This is a genomic window from Compostimonas suwonensis (assembly GCF_002797855.1).
Classification (GTDB): Bacteria; Actinomycetota; Actinomycetes; order Actinomycetales; family Microbacteriaceae; genus Compostimonas; species Compostimonas suwonensis.
On sequence record NZ_PGFB01000001.1, the window covers coordinates 747,871 to 766,042 of the forward strand.

Sequence of the window (18,172 nt, forward strand, 5' to 3'; positions counted from 1 at the left end):
GCGACGGCGGTCAGGAGGAGGGCGAGCCGCTCCGCAGCCTAGCCTTCCGTGCTCTCCGCCTTCTCGGTCTCGGCCGCTGTGCTCCCGGCCGCCGAGCTCCGCGGCTCGTCGCCCTCGTACTGCGCGATCAGGGCGTCGGCCGCTCCCTCGCCGATCACGAGGGTGGGAACGGTCGAGTTGAGCAGCACCTCGCGGCTCACCGAGCCCGAATAGAGACGGCTCCAGCTGTGGATGCCGCGGCATCCGATCACGATCATCGCCGGTCTCGGCTTGGCGTGCAGCAGGGCGCTCGCCGCCGGCTCGTTGACGCTCAGCGTCGTGGCCTGCAGCGTCGGGAAGGCGATCTCAAGCCGTGCGCGGGCCCGACTCACGACCTCGGCGTGCTCCGCGGCGATCTGGGCGAGGTGCGGGTCGTCGTACTCGATCGGGCGGCGCCAGACCGTGGGGGCGAACCACGCGTGCACGAGCTGCAGCGGCCAGTCGTGCTGCCGGGCCTCCCGCGCGGCGAAATACGCCGCGGCGAGCGAGGCGTCGGAACGGTCGAGCCCGGCGACGATGCCCGTGCCGCCGGCATCCCAGCCTTCGGGGATCACGGCGGTCGTTCCCAGGGCCGTTGTCGCCAGCCGCGTGCCCAGCGACCAGCCCCCGATGATGTGCTGCGACTCGACCACGGGCGTGCCGACGACCAGAAGAGCGGATGTCTCGGAGAGCCGGTGGAGCTCGCGCAACGGGTCGCCCGAGAGCACCTCCGTGCGCACCCGCACCCCCGGCGCATCGTCGGAGATCCGGGCCACCTCGTCGTCGAGCTCCCGGTGCGCGCGGGAACGATGGTCGTCGTCGAAGCCCGCGCCCTGGTGCTCGGACACCTCGAGGAAGCGGATGACGCGCACCTCGTCCCCGCGGTCGCGAGCTCGTTCCGCGGCCCAGTCGAGTGCGCTTCGTGATGACGGCGAGCCGTCCCAGACCGCGACGATCGTGTCGGACATCCGTGCCTCCTCGAGACGAAGCCCGGTGACGCCGCCGTCTTTCGAGTTGTCCTCGACGATGAGGCGCTCCGGGGTCATGCCGTTCCTGACTCTCAGGGTCTACCAAGCGGGTGGCATGCGCAAGGGCCGGGCGAGCGCGGACGGCCCGGCAGGCGTATCCTCGCCGATGTGGGAAGGCGCAGTGGATGAGCGAGCTCGACGAGATCTACACGGCCATCGTCGACGATCCGCAGAACGCCTGGGCGAAGGAGGCCGGCTACCGCCCGCTGTACGCGGCGGCGGAGTCGGCGAGGGTCGCCGTCATCGGCCAGGCGCCCGGGCGCAAGGCGCAGGAGAGCGGGATTCCGTGGAACGACGCGAGCGGGGTCACCCTGCGGTCGTGGCTGGGCGTGACCGACGAGCAGTTCTACGATCCGGGCCTGTTCGCGATCCTGCCGATGGACTTCTTCTACCCAGGCAAGGGCGCCGGCGGGGATCTGCCGCCGCGCAAGGATTTCGCGCCCACCTGGCATCCGCGCATCCTGGGGCGGCTGCCGGGGCTGCGGCTCACGATCCTCATCGGGGGCTACGCGCAGAAGTTCTACCTGGCCGGGCGGGCCGGCTCGAATCTGACGGAGACGGTTCGCGCGTATCGCGACTACCTGCCGCAGACGATCCCGCTTGTGCACCCGTCGCCGCTGAACTTCCGCTGGCAGGCGAAGAACCCGTGGTTCGCGAGCGATGTGGTGCCCGAGCTGAAACGGCTGGTGGGCGAGGCGCTGGCCTCGTGAGATGTCAGTCGCGCGCGAGCGGTTCGGGCGACGGCGGCTCGAGCACGTCGATGCCGGCCGCGACGGCGGCCTCGCGATACGACGCGGCGAGGCTCTCGACCGTCTCGTGGGCGTTCAGGCCGCTCGGGTTCGGGACCACCCAGAGCTGCGCGCCGCCGATGCTCTCGGGCTGGCGGCCCACGAGGGCCTTCGGGCGCGCGAAGGCGATGCGGTAGGCGGTGATGCCGAGCATCGCGACGGCCCTCGGGCGGATGCGGGCGACGCGCTCGGTGAGCGACAGCGCGCCCGCCGTGAGCTCGCTCGTGCTGAGCTCGTCGGCCCGGGCGGTCGCCCCGGCCACGAGGCTCGTGATGCCGATGCCCCGCTGCTCGAGCCGCGCGCGGTCGTCGGGCGAGAAGCCGGCGGACGCGTCGATCAGGCGGTCGACGATGCCGGCCCGGTACAGCGCCGGGTAGAACCGGTTGCCCCGCCGGCCGAAATGCGCCTGCACGGCGATCGTCTGCAGACCAGGGTTGATGCCGACGAAGAGCAGTCGCACCTCGGGCCCGAGCAGGTCGGGCAGGGTGCCGCCGCGGAACGCGTTCAACTCGGCGCGCGTGAATCCCACCCCTGAACTGTAGCCGCAGCCGAGACCCGCGGATGTCGCGGCGCACGTTGTTCGTCGCGGCGCACCGAAGACCGTGCGCCGCGACGAAGAGGGTGCGCCGCGAGGTTCAGGGCTAGCGGAAGACGCCGCCGAGCGCGATACCCTTCGTGACCTGGCGGTTGAAGATCAGGTAGGCGATGAGCACCGGCACCGTCGCGATGGTCAGGCCCGCGAAGATGGCGCCCGTGTTCGACTGGAACTCGCCCTGGAAGGCGAAGAGCCCGATCGGCACGGTGCGCGACTGCGCCTGCACGAGCATCACGATCGCGACCTGCGTCTCACCCCAGATGTTGAAGCCGTTGAGCATCGCGACCGCCACGAGGGGCCCGCGAGAGAGCGGGCTGACCACCGTGAAGAAGGTGCGCAGGGGCCCGAGGCCGTCGAGGGCCGCGGCCTCCCTGAGCTCGGGCGGGAAGCCCAGGTAGAACGACTGCAGGATGAGCACCGTGTTGGGCAGCACGAGGGCGACGTAGATGATCGCGAGTGCGGGAGGGTTGCTGAGCAGCCCGAGCAGGTTGACGGCCTGATAGTAGGGGATGAGCAGCAGCACGACGGGCGTGATCGTCGTGACGAGCAGGATCACCACGCCGATCCTGCGCACCCGGGCGCTGGCCAGCGACAGGAAGTACGCGGTGAAGCTTCCGAGCACGAGGCTGAGGGTGATCGCGATCGCCGCGACGACGACGGTGTTGATCAGGTAGAAGCCGAAGCCGCCACCGCCGGGCGGGCCGTTCCAGGCGTCGACGAAGTTCTGCGGCTTCCAGTCCACCCCGACGAGGCCGATCGGATCGGTGTAGATGGCGGTCGTCGACTTGAAGGCGAGCAGCACGATGAAGATGAAGGGGAGGACCGAGATCAGGGTCCAGAGGATCGCCCAGCCGTGGCCGACGATCGAGAGAGGTGATCGCGTCGTTCTGGACAATTTAGTCTCCTGTTGATTTCTGGCCGCGCAGCGTGAAGAGGCCGATGGCGAGCAGCACGACGCCGCCGAGGATGCTCATCGCGGCTGCGGGTCCGAAGTTTCCGAAAACGAAGGCCTGCTTGTACACCAGCACGGGCAGCACCTCGGTCGAGTTGCCGGGCCCTCCCTGCGTGATGCCCCAGACGAAGGTGAAGCCGTTGAACGCCCAGATCACGTTGAGCAGGGCCACGATGCCCAGGACCGGCCGGATGAGGGGGAGTGTGATGCGGAAGAACCGCCCGATGGTGGATACCCCGTCGAGCGCCGCCGCCTCGTTGACCGAGACCGGGATCTCCTCCATCGCGCCGAGCAGCAGCAGGAAGGCGAAGCCGACGCCGTGCCAGATGATCACGAAGGCGATCACGTAGATCGCGGCATCCGGCGAACTGAGCCAGGCGTGCGCGTCGCCGAGGCCGATGGCCCCGAGCATCTGGTTGACGAGCCCGGTTCTCGGCTGCACCGAGAGCGCCCAGAAGACCGACACGGCCGAGGCCGGCGCGATCGCGGGAAGGAACCAGAGCACGCGGTAGAACGAGCTGCCCCGGATGCGCGACGACACGAAGGCGGCGAGGACCAGGGCCACGGCGATGGTGCCGGCGGCGCCGATCGCCGCCAGCACCACCGAATGCCACAGCGCCGCGTAGAACGGCTCGTTGGTCAGGGCCGTGACGAAGTTGTCGAAGCCGACCCAGTCCATCTCGCCGACGCCCGACCACGACGACATGGCGATGCGGATGAGCGCGACGAGAGGTACCAGGAAGAAGACGAGGAGCACGATTCCCGCAGGAACCAACGCCCACCCGACCACTCGGGAGGTGTTGCGGTTCAGGCTCCCACGACCGCCGGGTCTGCGGGCGGTGCGCGTTGTGGGTGCTGGCCGGGTGGGCGCTGTTGTCATGACGTCGTCCTCAATCGATCATCCGCTTCGTCACGGATTGGTGGTCACTACTTCGACGAGAGAAATGCTTCGTAGTTCTTCTGCTGGTTCTCCGCCGTCTGGGCCGGAGTCTGCTGTCCGTTCAACTGCTTCTGGATCTCGGGGTCGATGAACCCCTGGCCCAGGGCGCCCGGAACGACGCTCGTCCAGCCGGTGCCGGCGCCGTCGGCGTCGATGGCGGCGAGGATCGAGTTCACGATCGGGGGGAGCACCTCTTGAAGCTTGTCCTCGGGCAGTCCGTTGATCGCGGGCAGCGAGCCGTTGGCTCCCACGTAGGCGAGCGAGGCCTCGGGCGTGTAGAAGAACTCGAGGAACTCCTTCGCCAGCTCGGGGTTCTTCGCGGTCTTGGGGATCACGAAGGTGCTGCCGGCATAGCGGGTGGGGAGGGTCGCGCCGTTGGCGCTGGGGAGTGTGAACCAGTCGTAGGAGTAGTCGACGGCGTTCGCCTCGAGGGCGGTGGTCGTTGTGGCGCCGCCCAGGATCATGCCGCAGGTGCTGGCCGAGAAGTTCGCCAGGGCCGTGTCGAAGTTCTGGCCGAGCACGCCCGCCTGGAAGAGGCCGTCGTCGTACCAGTCCTGGATCTGCTGCAGAGAGTCGACGAAGGGCTTCGAGGTAAAGTCGACGCCTTCCTCGGTCGCGGCCGAGTTGAAGGCGGCGAGCTCGTCGGGCGTGGCGAGGGCGGCGAGCTGCCCGTCGAGCAGCCAGCCGAGCTGGTAGTTGCTCGATCCTCCGATGCAGAGCGCGTCGTGTCCACCTGCCTTGAGCTTGTCGGCGATCGCGAAGAGCTCGTCGTCGGACTGCACGGCGTGGTCGGTCGGCGGCGTGATGCCGAGCTCGTCGAAGAGGTCGGCGTTGTAGTAGACGGTGTTGTAGATGGTCGACTCGAAGAGCGCCGAGTACGGCTTGCCGTCCGCCGTCGTCAGGGTGCTGACGACATCGGGCGAGTAGAGCTCGTTGAGGTTCGCGGCCTCCCAGACGTCGTCGAGGGGCAACAAGGCGTCGCCCTCGAGGAGCTGCTGGTAGGAGTTCGCGTTGATCGGCGCGACCCCGAGGTCGGGTGCGTCGGCCGCCGCGAGGGTCAGGGAGTTGGTGGTCGCCTTCTGATCCGAGGTGATGGTCTCGAGGTTGACCTTTTTATCGGGGTTGGCCTTCTCGAAGAGGTCGACCACCGCCTGCAGGCCGGGCAGCTTGCTGGTCTCGACCTGCACCCGGATCGATGACGCGTCGCCTGCCGCGTCGCCGCCGCTCGCGCATCCGCTGACCGTGAGCACGAGGCCGGCGCTTGCCACGACTGCTGTGAGAGTCACGGCCCGACGACGACTGGTGCCTCCGAAAATATGGATCATCTTGTCACTCCTTCGTAACGGCTAAAAAAATGTTTATTTGGTAACTTACTCGAAACTAGTATGCATTATTCCACAAGAAAGTCGTTGACGGGCTTCTGGAGTTTGCCTAGCCTGTTCGTGAGCAAACGTTTTATCACTTGGGTCCGAGTGGCCGCACAGAAACGAGAACATCAATGGCGATCAGCCTCCCCGACCCCTCCTCGCACGGCCTGTGGTTCGAGAGCCCGGCCCGCAGCTGGACGGAGGCGCTGCCCCTCGGGAGCGGTCTCATGGGGGCGATGGTGTTCGGCGGGGTCGCGGAGGAGCGCATCCAGATCAACGACACGACGGGCTGGTCGGGCGGGCCCGCCACCGAGCTCTCGGGGCGGGTTCCCTCCGCCGAGGTCGCGCAGGCCGGCATCGCCCGCAGCCGGGAGGCCGTCGCCCGCGGCGACTGGATCGAGGCCGACGAGGCGCTCAGGGCCGTGCAGCACGGCTACCCGCAGTCGTTCCTGCCCTTCACCGACCTGATCGTGCGGTTCTCCACGGCCGGGCGCCCGCGCGGCGAGGCCCGCGAGTACCGCCGGAGCCTCGACCTCAGCACCGCGACCCACACGGTCACCTCCGTCGCCGACGACGTGACCGTGCGGATGGTCGTGCGATTGAGCCATGTGCGCAAGGTGCTGCTCGCCGTCATCGACGTCGAGGGCCCCGAGGGCGTCGACGTCGAGCTCGAGCTCGTCTGCCCGCTGCTCGTGCGGGAGCGGCGCGCGGCATCCGACGGTCAGGACGTGCTCGTGCGGCTGCCCGACGACGTCGCCCCCGACAAGCTCGTGACCGACGAGCCCGTGCGCTACGGAGACGGCGAGCAGACCGCGCTCGACGGCGCGGTGTCGCTGCGCTGGACCCATGACGGACACGGCGACGGCCTGAGCGCCGCCCGGGTGCGGCACGCCGAGATCGTGCTCTCGACCGAGACGAACTTCGTCGCGCCCGGTGCCGCCCTGAGCGGCGACGCCGAGACGGCGCTGACTCGCGCGCGCGGGCGGGTGACCGAGGCCGTCGCCGCGGGTGCCGAGGTCGTGGCCGCCGAACAGGAGGCCGACCACGGACTGCTCTACGCGCGCAGCGCCCTCGAGACGGGCGCGGCCCCGGATGCCGGGGTCCCCACCGATCGGCGCCTCGTCGCCGCCTACTCGTCACCGGCATCCGTCGCCTCCGATCCCGGGCTCGTCGGCCTGCTGTTCAACTTCGGCCGCTATCTGCTCATCTGCAGCTCGCGCGAAGGCGGACTGCCCGCGAACCTGCAGGGCATCTGGAACGACAAGATGCAGCCCCCGTGGAGCTCCGACTACACGACCAACATCAACCTCGAGATGAACTACTGGCTCGCCGAGCAGACCGATCTGCCGGAGTGCCTCCCCCCGCTCTTCGAGTTCACGAAGGCGCTCGCGATCTCGGGCACCGAGACGGCCTCGCGGGTCTTCGGGGCGCCCGGCTGGGTGGCCTTCCACTGCAGCGACGCCTGGGGCTACACGCAGTCGGTCGGCGACGGCACCCACGACCCCTCGTGGGCCTTCTCGCCGTTCACGGGGCCGTGGCTGCTGCAGCACGTGCGCGAGCGCATCCGCTTCGGCGGCGACGTCGAGCTCGCCCGCTCGATGTGGCCCGTCATCCGCTCGGCCGGGGAGTTCCACCTGCACCTCCTCGTGGAGGAGCCGGACGGCACCCTCGGCACGAGCCCGTCGACCTCGCCCGAGAACCACTTCACGGCGCCCGACGGCCGGCGCGGCGCGACAGCGGGCTCGTCGACGATGGACGTGACCCTCACCCGCGATCTGTTCCGGCTGGTCGGCGAGGTCGCCCAGCTCATCGGCGTGGCGGGCGACGACCCGGTCGTGCGCGCGGCCACGGCGGCAGCCCGGCGGCTACCCGACCCGCAGATCGGCGCCGACGGGATGATCCGGGAGTGGACCGACGACACCCTGCGAGCCGACCCTGACCACCGGCACACCGCGCACCTCTACTTCGTGCACCCGGGCGACGGGCCGACGACGCCCGAGCTCGCGGAGGCCGCCCAGCGCAGCCTCGAGGGCCGCGGCGACGAGTCGACCGGCTGGTCGCTCGTCTGGAAGATGGCCATGCAGGCGCGTCTCGGCCGCCCCGACCGGGTCAGCAGCCTGCTGCGCCTGCTCTTCCGCGATGCGACCGTCTATCGCGGCCCGTACGTCGGGGGCATCTACCCCAACCTGTTCACGGCGCACCCTCCGTTCCAGATCGACGCGAACTTCGGCTTCGTGGCGGCCATCGCCGAGGGGCTCCTCCAGAGCCACGCGGGGGTCGTCGAGATCATGAAGGGTGTTCCCGAGGAGCTGCCGAGCGGCACGGTCACGGGTCTCGTGGCCCGGCCGGGCATCGTCGTCGACCTCGAGTGGGCCCACGGCGAGCTCGTCTCGGCGACCCTGCGTGCCCGTGCGCACGGTGCGGGCACCCACCTCGTGCGCTACGCCGGCCGCCTGATCGAGGTCGAGCTCGCCGCCGACACCCCGGTGCGCCTGGATGCCGCGGCCTTCGCCGTCCCGGTGCCCGCGCTCTGAGGCGCCCCGCCCAACCGGCCCGCCCCTCCGCTCGACCGCTCGGCCTCCCGGCCTGATCGACCGCCAGACCCGCCAGACCCAAGGAGTACTCCCGTGACATCCCCCACCAACCTGCCCGACGGCACCGTGCTGTTCGGTGCGGCGTACTACCCGGAATACTTTCCGGCCGAACGGCGGGAGCGCGACCTCGGTCTCATGCGAGACGCGCACGTCACCGTCATCCGTGTCGGGGAGTCGGTGTGGTCGACCTGGGAGCCGAGCGACGGCGTCTTCGACACCGAGTGGCTGCGGCCCACCCTCGACGAGGCCCACCGTCTCGGCATCCGGGTGGTGCTCGGCACGCCGACGTACGCGATCCCGCCGTGGATGCAGGCGGCCCACCCCGAGCTGGCGGCCCAGTCGGCGACCGGGCGCCCGGTGCCCTGGGGCGGGCGGCAGGAGGTCGACTTCACGAGCCCCGTCTTCCTGCGCTACGCCGAGCGGATGATCCGCGCCGTGCTCGAGGCCTACGCCGACCACCCCGCCGTCATCGGCTTCCAGGTCGACAACGAGCCGGGCCTGTACCTCTTCCACAACGAGCCGGTCTTCCGCCGGTTCGTCGACGAGCTGCGCGCCGAGTACGGCACCGTCGATGCGCTCAACGAGGCGTGGGGGCTCGTCTACTGGTCGCATCGGCTCGCCGGCTTCGACGAGCTGTGGCGGCCGGACGGCAACACCCTCCCGCAGTACGACCTGGCCTGGAGACGCTTCCAGACCCGTCTCACGACGGAGTTCATCGCCTGGCAGGCGGACATCGTGCGCGAGTACTCGAGCGCCGCGCAGTTCGTGACCACGTGCCTCGCCTACTCCCGGCCGACCCTCGACGACGTCTCGATGATCCGCACCCTCGACGTCAACTCGGTCAACCTCTACTACGGCATGCAGGATCACCTCGACCTGAGCCTCGACCTCCCGCGCATCGCGCCCTGGACCTCCACGGGGGTCTGGGGTCTGCTGCAGGCCGCCGACCGCTCCTTCGGAACGGCGCAGAAGCGCTACCTCGTGACCGAGACGAACGCGCAGGCGATCGGGGCGAGCGACCAGAACTACCCGCCCTATCCCGGGCAGCTGCGTCAGAGCGCGCTCGCCCTCGTGTCGCGCGGCGCCGCGATGATCGAGTACTGGCACTGGAACACGATCCCCTACGGCACGGAGACGTTCTGGGGCGGCGTGCTGCCGCACAACGGCGAGCCCGGTCGCGTCTACGCGGAGGTGCAGCAGCTGGGCGCCGACCTCGACGTGCTCGGGCCGCACACGGAGGGCTACCGGCCCGACCACGACGTGACGTTCCTCTATTCGAACGCGAGCCGCTGGGCCTTCGACTTCTTCCCGCCCATCCCGGGTGCGCCGTCACGGGAGCACGGCGGCGCCTACGGCGTCATCTTCGCGGCGTTCTACCGCGGGGCGATCGCGAGCGGTGCGCAGGCGGCCATCGTGAACGACACCCAGCTGGCCGACTTCACGATCGAGCGGCTCGTCGCCGAGCACCCCGTGCTCGTCGTGCCGGCGCTGTACGTCTCGACCGATGCGACTCTCGGCATCCTGCGGGAGTACGCGCGAGCCGGCGGACACCTCGTGCTCGGGATGCGCACGGGCTACGCCGACGAGCAGGCGCGCTCGCGCACCGAGCGCCAGCCGGGCGGTCTCGCGGACGACGCCGCCGTCTGGTACGAGGAGTCGTCGAACCTCGTCGAAGCGGTGCCCCTGCTCTCCGAGGGGCTGCCCCCCGAGGGCGGGATCGCGCTGAGCGACGACGCGCGCGCGACGCTGTGGGCCGACGGCCTGCTCGTCGAGGGCGCTCAGATCGTGGCGGAGTACGACCATCACGCGCTCGGCCGCTTCGCCGCGCTCACCACGCAGCAGACCGGCTCCGGGCGCATCAGCTACGTCGGCACGATCCCGAACGTCGCGCTCGCCGCCGACCTCATCGGCTGGGCCGCGCCGTCGCGGGTCTCCGCCGGGTGGCAGACCGAGGGCGCCTCGGTGACCCTGCACTCGGGCACGAACGCGGGCGGCGATCGGCTGTGGTTCGTGCACAACTGGTCGGCTGCGGCGGCATCCGTCGTTCTTCCCCGGCGCATGGTCGAGGTCGCGCCCGAGCGGCGCGGCGAGGCCGGCTCCGTCGTCGAGCTCGCGGCCTGGGGTTGCCGGGTGTTCCGCGAGGAGGCCGTCGTCGCTCGTCGATGAGCCCGGCGTCCGGAACCTGCTGCTCTCCCCACTGCAGGAGACCCCACTGCAGGAGACCGCCACTGCAGGAGATCGTGACGGAGGGCGAAATCGCCCTCTTTTATCGGGGCTGACCTCGGTGGCTCCTGCATGCGGGTTACCGGGCGGGCGGTGGCTCCTGCATGTGGGTCGCCGGACGGGGCACGGCGCGCCGAGGTCGTGAGGCGCGGGCCGGCTACGGGGCCGAGGGGGCGTTGCGCACGATGATCTCGCGCGACACCGCCCAGGCCGAGTCGCCCTGACGCCTCTGGATGTGGTTGGCGAGGTCGACGTGCAGCTGCACGTCCTCGTCGTTGACCGGCTGCTCGAGCAGCTGGTGCAGGGCGCGCTCGCGGAGCGCCTCCTGGATGACGTTCGAGAGCCGCGCGAACATCGGGTTGCCGGATGCCAGCAGGATCAGGTCGTGGAACTCCGAGTCGTGCACCAGGAACTCGCGCTGGTCGCCGTGCACGCCGCTCGACCACAGTGCTCCGGCCGAGCTCATGATCTTGCCCGCGAGCTCGGCGGACGCCCGCTCGGCGGCGAGCCGGGCCGCCTCGGGCTCGATCGCGATGCGCACCTCGAGCAGCGCGCGCACCTGCTCCTGGCGGTCGGGCGACATCAGCCGCCAGCGGATCACCTGCGGGTCGAAGAAGTTCCACTCGGTCTGCGGGAGCACTTGGAAGCCGACCCGTTGACGGGCGCGGAACAGCCCCATCGAGGCCAGCACCCGGGTGGACTCGCGGATGATGCTGCGCGAGGCGCCCGTGGCCGTCTCGAGGTCGTCGATCGTCAGCACGGTGCCGGGTTCGAGCAGCCCGCCGCAGATCGCGATGCCGAGCTGGTCTTGAACCTGGGAGTAGGTGCTGCGCCCCCCTGCTCCGCCGTCGCCGGTCTTGCCTCTCGACACCAGCGTCAGGCCGGGAACCTGTTTCATTCGGCCTATCCTAAGGGCTTGAACTCGCGCAGAACGAGGTCTTCGCCCGGCGCCGTCGGAATCGTCACGATACCCGCAGAGAGGGTCTCCCGACGGGTGTCGCCGGTGAGCACGGCACCCGACTCCCAGGGGATGAGGATGCGCAGCTGCTCGCCGGCCTCGCTGTGGATCCGGATGTCGGAGACCACGCCCTCGGCGAGCTCGGCGGAGAGCAGGAACGCGCCGGGAGCGCGCAACGTGCTGAATCTCGCATGCGAGAGCCCCTCGCAGTTGGGGAAGAGCCGCACGGTGCCCGAGTAGCTCTGCAGCAGCAGCTCGTTGATCACGGCCGTGAGGGCGAAGTTCTCGACCCAGACGCCCTTCTTCTCCATGAACTCGAAGTCGGTCGCGTCGTTGTAGCGGCCGTGCACCTGCAGAGCCATGTCGGTGAAGGTGCCGTTGCCCAGCTCGCAGTACCGCAGCTGCCGCGTGAACCTCTCGAGGTCGAGGATGCCGAGACGCGCCGCCTGCAGGTTCGCGAAGACGAGCTCGTTGCCGCCTTCGAGCCGCTGCCGGCGGATCGAGCGGGTGAGCGTGTCGATGGTCTGCGGGTCGGACTCCCAGCTGTGCTGCTCGCCGGGGAAGACGGTCATGCCGGGGATGGGCACGTTGTAGACGGTGTCGGCGGGCTCGCCCGGGATCGAGACGAACACCGGGCCGTCGGGGGTCTGCGCGGTCGGATAGTCGGGAAGCGCCGCGAGGATCCTCTCGGCCTCCGTGCGCAGCTGCGCGTCCGCGCCGTCCAGGCCGAGCTCGTCGCAGCTGCGCGCGAAGGCGTCGAAGACGAAGCGGATGAGCGCGATGTCGAGCAGGCAGTCGGAGTTGCGGCTGAGCCCGGGGGCGAGCCCGTAGAGCTCCGGCGCGACGGTGGGGAAGATGTGGATGAGCCCGTCGGCTCGGCGTGTGGTCTGCGGACGGGAGAGGTAGTCGACGAGGAAGAGCACGACGTCGCGGATGAGCGGCAGCGCCCGATCGCGCAGGTAGTCGAGGTCGCGGGTGTACTGGAAGTGCCACCACAGCGACTGCACGGTCCACGGGCTCTCGCTCAACTCCCACGCCCACACGGGGTTCGGGTAGGGGTTGACCGTCATGGGCGCGTTGTAGGCCGAGTGCGGGTAGGCGGCGCCGCGCATGCCGTAGTAGTCGCCGGCCCAGCCGCGGGCGACGGGGGCGAGGCGTTCGACGAGGTCGACATAGGGGAGGTGCTGCTCGACGCGGTTGCTCGCGAAGCTGCCCCAGTAGGTCTGCTGGGCGTTGTAGTTCATGTGGTAGTCGCCGTGCCAGGCGGCGCCGATGTCGCGGAAGATCCAGTTGCCGAAGAGCCCGGGGGCCGACGAGCCCTCCCGCACGGCGCAGTGCGCGAAGTAGGTGTTGCGGTACCAGACGCTCTCGAGGTAGTCGTCGGAGAGCTCGATGTGCGAGCGCCCCCAATAGGCGTCCCATTCGCGCTCGCTGCGCTGTCGCGCGTCGCTCCACAGCTCGGGCCCGGGAGCCGGCCGGGCGGAGGGGGCCGAGGCGCCGGGCACGACCGCGCCGTGGCCATAGGAGTGGCGGAACTCGAGCACGGCCCAGAACGGCTCGCCCGGCTCGATCCGCTCGAGGTACCGCTCGCCGAAAGCCGGCTCCACCTCGTTGCCGTACCAGTCGCGGCGCGGCGAGCGGGCCAGCCGGGTGCTCGCGGCGAGGCGCGCGTCGATGGCGCCGTCGGCCTCGGCGCCGGGTCCGAGCGCCGGCAGGGTCTCGGTGAATCCCAGCGCGTTCGCGCCCAGCTCGAGCTCGGTGACGGAGTCCCGCATCGGCACGTCGCCCGGGCGGGGCAGGATGAACGTGGTCGGCCCTCCGGCGGCATCCGACTGCTCGGGCGCGGGGCCGTCGGGGTCGGCCATCATCCGCACACGCGTGAACGGCGCGGCGGCGGGCTCGCCCTCGGGGGTCGTGCAGCGCAGGTGCACGTCGTCGTCGTCCTGGTCGACGAAGACCTCGACGGTCACGGCGGTGCCGCGGTCGACGAGATCGACACGGCACAGGCCGGTCAGCACGTCGAGCCGCGTGCCGACGACCTGCACGTCGCGCGGCTCGAAGCCCAGGATGAGGCTGCCGCAGGCGAGCGGCCGGGGGTACGGCTTGGCGTAGGCGGCGACCATCCGGGCGCGGTAGCCGGCGAACCAGGGGTCGTCCTCGATCGCGGCGATGTTCGGGTCGATGGCCTCGACGCGGGCGAAGACCTCGTCGAACGACAGGATCTCGTCGCGATGCGACTCGTCGATCCGCCTGTCCCAGACGTCGTTGTGCGCGAGGTGCAGCACGATCGCGTCGGGCCGGGTCGACAGCGCGACACCGAGGCCCCCGTTGCCGAGCAGGGCGGAGTCGAGGAAGCGGGGCGAAGGCCCCGACCAGGTGATCTCGCGCGAGCGTGGGCTCGGGTTCACCGGGTCGCCGCTTTGCCGGTCGGGGTGATCACGAGCTCGTCGATGCGCACATGAGGCGGGCTGTCGAGCACGAACTGCACCGAACGCGCGATGTCGTCGGGTGTGAGCATCACGGTGCGGGCCTGTGCGTCCGGAACGTTCGGTCGCATGGAGAGGAAGTCGGTGTCGACGTCGCCCGGGCAGACATGGGTCGTGCGGATGCCGTTGACCCCCTCTTGAGCGTTGAGGGACTCGCACAGCGAGCCGAGGGCCGTCTTGCTCGCGCTGTAGGCGACGCCGGCGTCGGGCGAGAAGCGCCATCCCGCGTGCGAGGAGACCACGACGACCACACCGTCGCGCCGCTCGCGCATGCCGGGCAGCACGGCGTCGACGAGACGGGCGGCGGCGATGAGGTTGGTCTGCACGATCTCGGTGAACTCGGTGATCGACTGGTCGCGCCAGTACCGCCGGGGTGTGTTCAGCCCGGCCGCGTAGACGAGATCGGAGACCGGGCTCCAGGTGGATTCGATCGCGGCCCTCGCGGCGGCCACGGCATCCGGATCGCTCACGTCGAGGGGCAGAACCAGGCTCGTGCCGCCGTTCTGCTCGATCAGCCGGGCGGTCTCGGCGAGGGCGTCGGCGCGGCGGCCGCTCACGGCGACCCGGTGGCCCTTCGCCGCCGCGGAGATCGCGACCGCTCGGCCCATGCCGCTGCCGGCTCCCACGACCCAGACGACCCGGGTGCCGATCACGCCGACTTCTCGTGCGTCGCTCTTCTCGGCGCCGGTCTCGCCGGTCTCGTTCCTGTCGCTGGCACCGGTCGGCACGGTATCTCCCTTGATTCGCATAAGTATTCTTTCAAATCCACTATATCGAAGATGATGCGCATGATTAGAAGAAAGAAGCACTTAGAGTATGCTTTTTATGTTTGACGGCGACATCTCTCCGGGTGGGCCTGAATAACCTCTGAGCCCATCGGGAAAGGATGCGGATGCTGTTAGATCTGAGCGACAAAGTCGTCGTCGTCACGGGAGCGGGGCGGGGGATCGGGCGGGTCATCGCCGAGACGTTCGTGCGCGAGGGATCCACGGTCGTCGCGCTCGACCTCCCCGGGTCCGAGCTCGAGTCGTTCGGCGCCTTCCTGCGCGAGTCGGGCGCCGAGGGCGCGAACCTGCGGTGCGATGTGAGCGACACCGCGGCGGTCACGAGCGCCGTCGACGAGGTCGTGCGGCGCTTCGGCCGCATCGACGTGCTCGTCAACAACGCGGGGATCAACGCGGAGGGCCTCGTCGAAGACCTCGACGACGATCTCTGGGCGCGCAGCTTCGACATCAACGTCGCCGGCACCTTCCGCACCTGCCGGGCCGTCATCCCCATCATGAAGCGGCAGGGCAGCGGCCGCATCATCAACGCGGCCTCCTTCGCCGCGATCGTGCCGAGTGTCGGGAACGCGGCCTACGCCGCGGCCAAGGCGGCCGTCGTGCAGCTGACGCGCACGCTCGCCGGCGAGCTGGGCCCCTGGAACATCACCGCGAACTCCTATGCGCCCGGCATGATCCCCACGAGCATCAACGGCTTCGCCGAGATGCCGGAAGGCGCCCAGTCCCGTCTGCTCGACACGCTCTCGCTGCGCCGCTGGGGCACCCCCGACGAGGTCGCGCAGCTGCTGTGCTTCCTCGCGAGCGACGCCGCCGGCTACATCACGGGCGCGCTCATCGACGTGAGCGGCGGCAAGCTCGCCACCCAGATCCCGGGCAAGGCCTACGAGTCGGCGGCGCACGTAAGCGCCTGACCTCCTCCCCCCTCCTTCCCTCCCCGCGAGTAGACGCGAATCGGGGGTGTCGGAGGCATCCGACCCCCGATTCGCGTCTACTCACGGAGGGGGAGAGACGGGGGGCTCGGGTTCGGTGTCGGAAAGACTGCTATTCGGTGTTGCTACTTACCGGTAGTCGGCGTTACTATCTAGTGGTAGTCAGCATCACTGAGTAGTTGCGAGGGGTCCGTGGCCAAACAGATGACCGAGATGCTCAAGGGCACGCTCGAGGGGATCGTCCTGGCGATCCTGGCCGTGCGGCCGGCATACGGCTATGAGATCACGGCGCGGCTGCGCGAGCAGGGCTTCTCCGACATCGTCGAGGGCACCGTCTACGCGCTCCTGGTCAGGATCGAGCAGCGCGGCTTCGTCGACGTGTCGAAGGTCCCGTCTGAGAAGGGGCCGCCGCGCAAGGTCTACGCGCTGAACGCGCAGGGCGCCGAACACCTCGACGAGTTCTGGAGGAGCTGGAGCTTTCTCGTGGAACGGATCGAGAAGCTCCACCACACCACCGAGCGCACGCAGGAAGAAGGAGAGTAGTCATGGCCGCGAAATGGATCGAGGCCCTCACCGGGTCGCTCGAGCAGAAGAAGCAGTACCGGCAGGACAAGGCCCGTATCGACGCCCTGCCCGAGCCCCACGGGAGCGCGGCGAAGGCCATGCACCGCTACCTCATGTACTCCGGCGATGTCACCGACGGCGACACCCTCACGACCATGTTCACCGACCTCGCCGACCTCTGGGAGCGGGCCGCCCTCGACGGAACGCCCGTGCGCGAGATCGTCGGCGACGACCCCGTGGAGTTCACCGAGACCTTCGCGCAGGCCTACGGCGGCAAGCGCTGGATCGACAAGGAGCGCGCTCGCCTGAACAAGGCGATCGAGGACGGCGAGAAGGCGGGCGGCGCATGACCACCGCACCGGCCATCACCGTGCAGGGCATCGAGAAATCGTTCAAGGATCTGCCCGTGCTGCGCGGCGTCGGCTTCGACGTCGCGGCCGGCAGTATCTTCGCGCTGCTCGGCTCGAACGGCGCGGGCAAGACCACGCTCGTGCGCATCCTGTCGACACTGCTGAAGGCCGACGCGGGCACCGCGACGGTGCACGGCTTCGACGTCGCCTCGAACGCAGGGGATGTGCGCGAGTCGATCAGCCTGACCGGCCAGTTCGCCGCGGTCGACGAGGTGCTCACCGGCCGGGAGAACCTCGTGCTGGTCGCCCGGCTGCGCCACCTGAAGAACCCGGGTGCGGTCGCCGACGAGCTGCTCGCCCGCTTCTCGCTCACCGACGCGGGCGACCGCCGGGCGGCGACCTATTCGGGCGGCATGCGACGCCGGCTCGACATCGCGATGAGCCTGATCGGCGACCCGCCGATCATCTTCCTCGACGAGCCGACGACGGGGCTCGACCCCCAGGCGCGCATCGAGGTGTGGCAGACCGTCAAGCAGCTCGCCGGGCAGGGCACGACGGTCCTGCTCACGACGCAGTACCTCGACGAGGCCGAGCAGCTCGCCGACCGTATCGCGATCCTGCACCAGGGCACGATCATCCAGAACGGAACGCTCGCCGAGCTCAAGCGGCTCCTCCCGGCCGCGAAGGTCGAGTACATCGAGAAGCAGCCCTCCCTCGAAGACGTCTTCCTCGCCCTCGTCGGCGACACCGGCGAGACCGGCGAGACCGGCGACGAGGGCCGCGTCGACGGGGCGGCCGCAGCAGGAAAGGAGCACCGATGACCAGCCACGTCCTCAGCGACACCGGCGCCCTGACCGGCCGCTCGCTGCGCCACATCCTCCGCAGCCCCGACACGATCATCACGACCGCGGTCACCCCGATCGCGCTCATGCTGCTGTTCGTCTACGTGCTCGGCGGCGCGATCAGCACCGGGTCCGACGAGTCGTACATCGACTACATGCTGCCCGGCATCCTGCTCATCACGATCGCCTCGGGCATCGCGTATACCGCGTACCGGCTGTTCCTCGACATGCAGGGCGGAATCTTCGAGCGCTTCCAGTCGATGCCGATCGCGAGGTCGAGCGTGCTCTGGGGCCACGTGCTCACCTCACTGGCCGCGAACATCGTCTCGGTCGCGATCGTCATCGGCGTCGCGCTCATCATGGGCTTCCGCACCGGGGCGTCGGTGGGGGCGTGGCTCGCGGTCGCCGGCATCCTGATCCTGTTCACCCTCGCCCTGACCTGGCTCGCCGTGATCGCGGGCCTCTCGGCGAAGACCGTCGACGGCGCGAGCGCCTTCAGCTACCCGCTGATCTTCCTGCCGTTCATCAGCTCGGCGTTCGTGCCCACCGACTCGATGCCCGGCCCGGTCGCCTGGTTCGCCGAGTACCAGCCGGTGACCTCGATCGTGAACACGATCCGGGCGCTGTTCTCCCAGGAATCCGTGGGCACTGACATCTGGGTCGCCCTCGCCTGGCTCGTCGGCATCCTCGTCGTCGCCTACGTCTTCGCGATCGCCGCCTACCGTCGCAAGGTCAGCTGACCTCGCCCCCCGCCCG

General features: G+C 69.7%; 16 protein-coding genes. 8 read left to right on the plus strand and 8 right to left on the minus strand.

Going from position 1 to position 18,172, the window contains the following annotated elements:
- Positions 1–38 precede the first annotated feature (38 nt).
- Positions 39–1,064, minus strand: coding sequence for a universal stress protein (locus tag CLV54_RS03260; RefSeq protein ID WP_100343489.1), 1,026 nt, complete (start codon positions 1,062–1,064; stop codon positions 39–41).
- Positions 1,065–1,171: 107 nt separating this feature from the next.
- On the opposite strand from CLV54_RS03260, the gene CLV54_RS03265 reads away from it, so the two are divergent.
- Positions 1,172–1,756, plus strand: a complete 585-nt coding sequence (locus CLV54_RS03265) for a uracil-DNA glycosylase family protein (protein WP_100343490.1) — start codon at positions 1,172–1,174, stop codon at positions 1,754–1,756.
- A 4-nt stretch (positions 1,757–1,760) separates the two neighbouring features.
- Here CLV54_RS03265 and CLV54_RS03270 read toward each other — a convergent pair whose 3' ends face one another.
- The 4 genes from CLV54_RS03270 to CLV54_RS03285 all read right to left on the minus strand — a co-directional run bounded on the left by CLV54_RS03270 (position 1,761) and on the right by CLV54_RS03285 (position 5,607).
- Positions 1,761–2,363, minus strand: coding sequence for a mismatch-specific DNA-glycosylase (locus tag CLV54_RS03270; RefSeq protein WP_100343491.1), 603 nt, complete (start codon positions 2,361–2,363; stop codon positions 1,761–1,763).
- 112 nt (positions 2,364–2,475) lie between these two features.
- On the minus strand, positions 2,476–3,324 hold the full coding sequence (locus CLV54_RS03275; RefSeq protein ID WP_100343492.1) for a carbohydrate ABC transporter permease: 849 nt from the start codon (positions 3,322–3,324) through the stop codon (positions 2,476–2,478).
- Position 3,325: 1 nt separating this feature from the next.
- Entirely contained in the window at positions 3,326–4,261 is a 936-nt protein-coding gene (locus CLV54_RS03280; RefSeq protein ID WP_211294422.1) for a carbohydrate ABC transporter permease, read from the minus strand.
- 47 nt (positions 4,262–4,308) lie between these two features.
- Positions 4,309–5,607 carry an ABC transporter substrate-binding protein gene (locus CLV54_RS03285; protein ID WP_157802782.1) on the minus strand — a complete coding sequence of 433 codons (1,299 nt, stop codon included), beginning with the start codon at positions 5,605–5,607 and terminating at the stop codon, positions 4,309–4,311.
- A 212-nt stretch (positions 5,608–5,819) separates the two neighbouring features.
- On the opposite strand from CLV54_RS03285, the gene CLV54_RS03290 reads away from it, so the two are divergent.
- Positions 5,820–8,222, plus strand: a complete 2,403-nt coding sequence (locus CLV54_RS03290; protein ID WP_100343495.1) for a glycoside hydrolase family 95 protein — start codon at positions 5,820–5,822, stop codon at positions 8,220–8,222.
- A gap of 93 nt (positions 8,223–8,315) precedes the next feature.
- The gene (locus CLV54_RS03295; protein ID WP_245861275.1) at positions 8,316–10,448 is read left to right on the plus strand and encodes a beta-galactosidase; all 2,133 of its coding nucleotides are present in this window, start codon (positions 8,316–8,318) and stop codon (positions 10,446–10,448) included.
- A 214-nt stretch (positions 10,449–10,662) separates the two neighbouring features.
- On the opposite strand, the gene CLV54_RS03300 is transcribed toward CLV54_RS03295, so the two are convergent.
- From CLV54_RS03300 to CLV54_RS03310, 3 genes are read right to left on the minus strand one after another with little or no spacing between them, the layout of a single operon-like run.
- Entirely contained in the window at positions 10,663–11,403 is a 741-nt protein-coding gene (locus CLV54_RS03300; RefSeq protein ID WP_170061945.1) for a FadR/GntR family transcriptional regulator, read from the minus strand.
- 5 nt (positions 11,404–11,408) lie between these two features.
- On the minus strand, positions 11,409–13,871 hold the full coding sequence (locus CLV54_RS03305) for a glycosyl hydrolase family 95 catalytic domain-containing protein (protein WP_100343496.1): 2,463 nt from the start codon (positions 13,869–13,871) through the stop codon (positions 11,409–11,411).
- On the minus strand, positions 13,868–14,677 hold the full coding sequence (locus tag CLV54_RS03310; RefSeq protein WP_245861277.1) for an SDR family oxidoreductase: 810 nt from the start codon (positions 14,675–14,677) through the stop codon (positions 13,868–13,870). Before CLV54_RS03310 ends, CLV54_RS03305 begins: the two co-directional genes overlap by 4 nt.
- Before the next feature lie 164 nt (positions 14,678–14,841).
- On the opposite strand from CLV54_RS03310, the gene CLV54_RS03315 reads away from it, so the two are divergent.
- The 5 genes from CLV54_RS03315 (at position 14,842) to CLV54_RS03335 (ending at position 18,156) form a co-directional block, all read left to right on the plus strand.
- Positions 14,842–15,642 carry an SDR family NAD(P)-dependent oxidoreductase gene (locus tag CLV54_RS03315; protein WP_100343498.1) on the plus strand — a complete coding sequence of 267 codons (801 nt, stop codon included), beginning with the start codon at positions 14,842–14,844 and terminating at the stop codon, positions 15,640–15,642.
- Positions 15,643–15,852: 210 nt separating this feature from the next.
- A complete protein-coding gene (locus CLV54_RS03320; protein ID WP_100343499.1) occupies positions 15,853–16,203 on the plus strand; it encodes a PadR family transcriptional regulator in 351 nt (116 codons plus the stop codon).
- 2 nt (positions 16,204–16,205) lie between these two features.
- The gene (locus CLV54_RS03325; protein WP_100343500.1) at positions 16,206–16,574 is read left to right on the plus strand and encodes a DUF1048 domain-containing protein; all 369 of its coding nucleotides are present in this window, start codon (positions 16,206–16,208) and stop codon (positions 16,572–16,574) included.
- The gene (locus tag CLV54_RS03330; RefSeq protein WP_100343501.1) at positions 16,571–17,395 is read left to right on the plus strand and encodes an ABC transporter ATP-binding protein; all 825 of its coding nucleotides are present in this window, start codon (positions 16,571–16,573) and stop codon (positions 17,393–17,395) included. Before CLV54_RS03325 ends, CLV54_RS03330 begins: the two co-directional genes overlap by 4 nt.
- Entirely contained in the window at positions 17,392–18,156 is a 765-nt protein-coding gene (locus CLV54_RS03335; protein WP_100343502.1) for an ABC transporter permease, read from the plus strand. Before CLV54_RS03330 ends, CLV54_RS03335 begins: the two co-directional genes overlap by 4 nt.
- The last annotated feature ends 16 nt before the right edge of the window (positions 18,157–18,172 follow it).

Bases quoted from the DNA above. Each gene is read 5' to 3' on its own strand.
- CLV54_RS03260 (WP_100343489.1), bottom strand. From the start codon at position 1,064: ATGACCCCGGAGCGCCTCATCGTCGAGGACAACTCGAAAGACGGCGGC.
- CLV54_RS03265 (WP_100343490.1), top strand. From the start codon at position 1,172: ATGAGCGAGCTCGACGAGATCTACACGGCCATCGTCGACGATCCGCAG.
- CLV54_RS03280 (WP_211294422.1), bottom strand. From the start codon at position 4,261: ATGACAACAGCGCCCACCCGGCCAGCACCCACAACGCGCACCGCCCGC.
- CLV54_RS03290 (WP_100343495.1), top strand. From the start codon at position 5,820: ATGGCGATCAGCCTCCCCGACCCCTCCTCGCACGGCCTGTGGTTCGAG.
- CLV54_RS03300 (WP_170061945.1), bottom strand. From the start codon at position 11,403: ATGAAACAGGTTCCCGGCCTGACGCTGGTGTCGAGAGGCAAGACCGGC.
- CLV54_RS03315 (WP_100343498.1), top strand. From the start codon at position 14,842: ATGCTGTTAGATCTGAGCGACAAAGTCGTCGTCGTCACGGGAGCGGGG.
- CLV54_RS03325 (WP_100343500.1), top strand. From the start codon at position 16,206: ATGGCCGCGAAATGGATCGAGGCCCTCACCGGGTCGCTCGAGCAGAAG.
- CLV54_RS03330 (WP_100343501.1), top strand. From the start codon at position 16,571: ATGACCACCGCACCGGCCATCACCGTGCAGGGCATCGAGAAATCGTTC.
- CLV54_RS03335 (WP_100343502.1), top strand. From the start codon at position 17,392: ATGACCAGCCACGTCCTCAGCGACACCGGCGCCCTGACCGGCCGCTCG.